Source organism: Elioraea sp. (assembly GCF_051860475.1).
In the GTDB taxonomy this organism is placed as follows: Bacteria; Pseudomonadota; Alphaproteobacteria; order Acetobacterales; family Acetobacteraceae; genus Elioraea.
The window spans coordinates 1-2,176 of sequence record NZ_JBHYDW010000141.1 but is presented as its reverse complement, the minus strand read 5'-3'; the positions used below and the strand labels follow the sequence as shown (position 1 = coordinate 2,176).

The 2,176-nt window shown below is 71.4% G+C and carries 3 protein-coding genes and 1 pseudogene; 1 reads left to right on the top strand and 3 read right to left on the bottom strand.

Going from position 1 to position 2,176, the window contains the following annotated elements:
* On the top strand, positions 1–223 hold a 223-nt coding region (locus ACTIFU_RS19265), incomplete at its 5' end, for a PEP-CTERM sorting domain-containing protein (protein ID WP_439579940.1).
* 62 nt (positions 224–285) lie between these two features.
* On the opposite strand, the gene ACTIFU_RS19260 is transcribed toward ACTIFU_RS19265, so the two are convergent.
* The 3 genes and pseudogenes from ACTIFU_RS19260 to ACTIFU_RS19250 form a co-directional block, all read right to left on the bottom strand.
* Positions 286–717 carry a hypothetical protein gene (locus tag ACTIFU_RS19260; RefSeq protein ID WP_439579939.1) on the bottom strand — a complete coding sequence of 144 codons (432 nt, stop codon included), beginning with the start codon at positions 715–717 and terminating at the stop codon, positions 286–288.
* 13 nt (positions 718–730) lie between these two features.
* A complete protein-coding gene (locus ACTIFU_RS19255) occupies positions 731–1,537 on the bottom strand; it encodes a hypothetical protein (RefSeq protein ID WP_439579938.1) in 807 nt (268 codons plus the stop codon).
* Between the two features lie 77 nt (positions 1,538–1,614).
* Positions 1,615–2,176, bottom strand: a pseudogene (locus ACTIFU_RS19250) (amidase); the annotation flags it as partial.

The following is a 2,176-nucleotide window of genomic DNA, read 5'->3' as shown; positions in this document are numbered from 1 at the left end:
CGACTTCCTGACCAATGCCGGCCCCTCCATCACCGCACTGCCCATACCCATCAACGCCCAGTTCTCCGCCGGCGGGCTGCACTTCATTGTGCCGCCCTCGCCGCCACCGACGGATGTTCCGGAGCCACAGTCGCTCGCTCTGCTGGCGTTCGGCCTTGCGCTGCTTGGCTCACTGAAGGCCTCTGCTCGGCGCGTCGAACCGGTGCGCCAACGGTCCGCCTGACAAACGGGCCGCCCGAAGCGGCCGCGCGGACCTCAGGGGAGCCTGGGTGATCGGACCGGCCGCTACCCCTTAACCTTCTTCACGATCGTCTCGCCGAGCTCCTTCGCCGGCTCCTTCAGTTCGCCCTTCAGGGTGTTGAAGCCGGCCTTCAGCCCGGCCGCATTCTTCGTCGCGATCGCCGAGGCGAGCGTCAGCAATGCCGCGCCGATCGCGATCGCCTGACGCACCTTGCCGATGTCCTTGATCGCCTTGCGCGCCCGTTTCGTTTCGCGATTGATGGCCTCGATGCTGGTCCCCGCCTCCGCGAGCAGCGTGCCGACCGCGAGCGTGCGGATGCGCGCAGCCTGGCTCTGCAGATCCCAGGCGAGATCCTCGAGCTCGCGCACCTCGTCCTTGCTGAGCGTCTCGAAGTCGGCCATCAGCCGGTCCATCACCGCCTTCGCGGCGTCGCCCATTTCGCGGGCGATCTCGAAGCCGTCCGTCACCTCGGGCATCGCGTCCCCTCCCCTAGAGCACCGCTGACTGCAGCAGCCGGCCGATGGTGCGGAGCTGGCCGTTCACTGCTCGGATCTGGCGCAGCGTCTCCTGCGCCGACAGCCGGTCACGGCTGTCGTAGAGCGTCTGGTGCCCCTCGCCGATCCGGCGCATCGCGGCGATGAAGGCGTCGCGTGAGCCCGCGCGCGCGTCGATCTCGGCAAGCCGCTGCATGCGCCACTCGCGCAACGCCCGGAGGCCCGCCGGATCGTTCGAGCGGCGCGCCGCGAGGTCGTAGGTGAAGGCGGCGATGCGCCGCTCCTCCAGATCCTCCGCGGCAAGCCCCTCGGCGAAGCGCACCAGCCGGGCGGTGATGTCCTGCACCGGCGCGTTGCCGTCCTCGATCACCCGCGCGAGTTCGCGCTGGCGCCACCGTCCCGTCGCCGCGCGTGCGACGATGTCGCCCAGCGCCTGCACGCGCGGCGTCATCGCCGTATCGAACAGCGACGCCTTCTGCGCCGCCTGGGCGAGCGGCGCGGTCGATACTGCGACGGTGGCATCGTCGGCGAGGTCGCCGAGCGCGGCCATGTAGCCGGTGAGCGCGGTATGCAACGCGAGCAGCCCCTCGCGCTGCGCCGCCCGATCGCCCACATCCACCGGCCGCTCGCGATAGAACGCGAGACGATCCCCGTAGGCCGCGTAGCGTTCCACCAGTCCGCGATAGTCGGCGGTATTGGCCGCCAGGCGCGAGAAGTCGCGCACCGCGGACAGATCGGTGCAGGCGGCGGCAAGCAGGAGCACCGCCGCGGCGCAGCCCCTGATCAGGCGCGTGATCTGCATGCTCTCCCCCGTGGCGACTGCGGAACCGTTCTACGCTGGATGGATGCGCTCGCGCAACCGTCTTGTGGCGGCGTAGCTCAACCGCTCTCGCCGATCCCGAGCGCGGTCGCGGCCGCCTCGGCCATCGCGAGCAGCGCGCGGTCGCGCCCCGGCCCGGCAAGCAGGCTGAGCCCCACCGGCGCGCCATCGACGCGCGCGACGGGAATGGTCACTTCGGGCGCGCCCGAGAAGCCGCTGATCGAGGTGACGCCGATCGTCTGTTCGCGGATCGCCATGATCTCCTCGGTCGAGGAGGCGAGCAGCGGGGCCGGCACCGGCGAGGTCGGGAACACGAGCACGCCCCCGCCCGCCAGCAGCGCGCGGATGCGCGCGCCGGCGACCGCGCGCACGTGGCGCCCCCAGGCGGTCTTGGCGGGCGGCTGGTGCGGGGCAGTGTCGAACCGCCCCTGCACCGCGGGCGAGAGCTTGGGCTTCACGCTGAACACCCAGGGCCCGAGCACGGAGAGGTTCTCCTCGTTGTTGCAGGCACGGAACGCATCGAAGAAGGTGTGCAGGCCCTCGACCGCGACCTCCACCTGCGCGGCGCGGCCGAACCGCGCCTCGAGCCGCTCGAGCGCCGGCGTGAGCGCGTTCCCCACG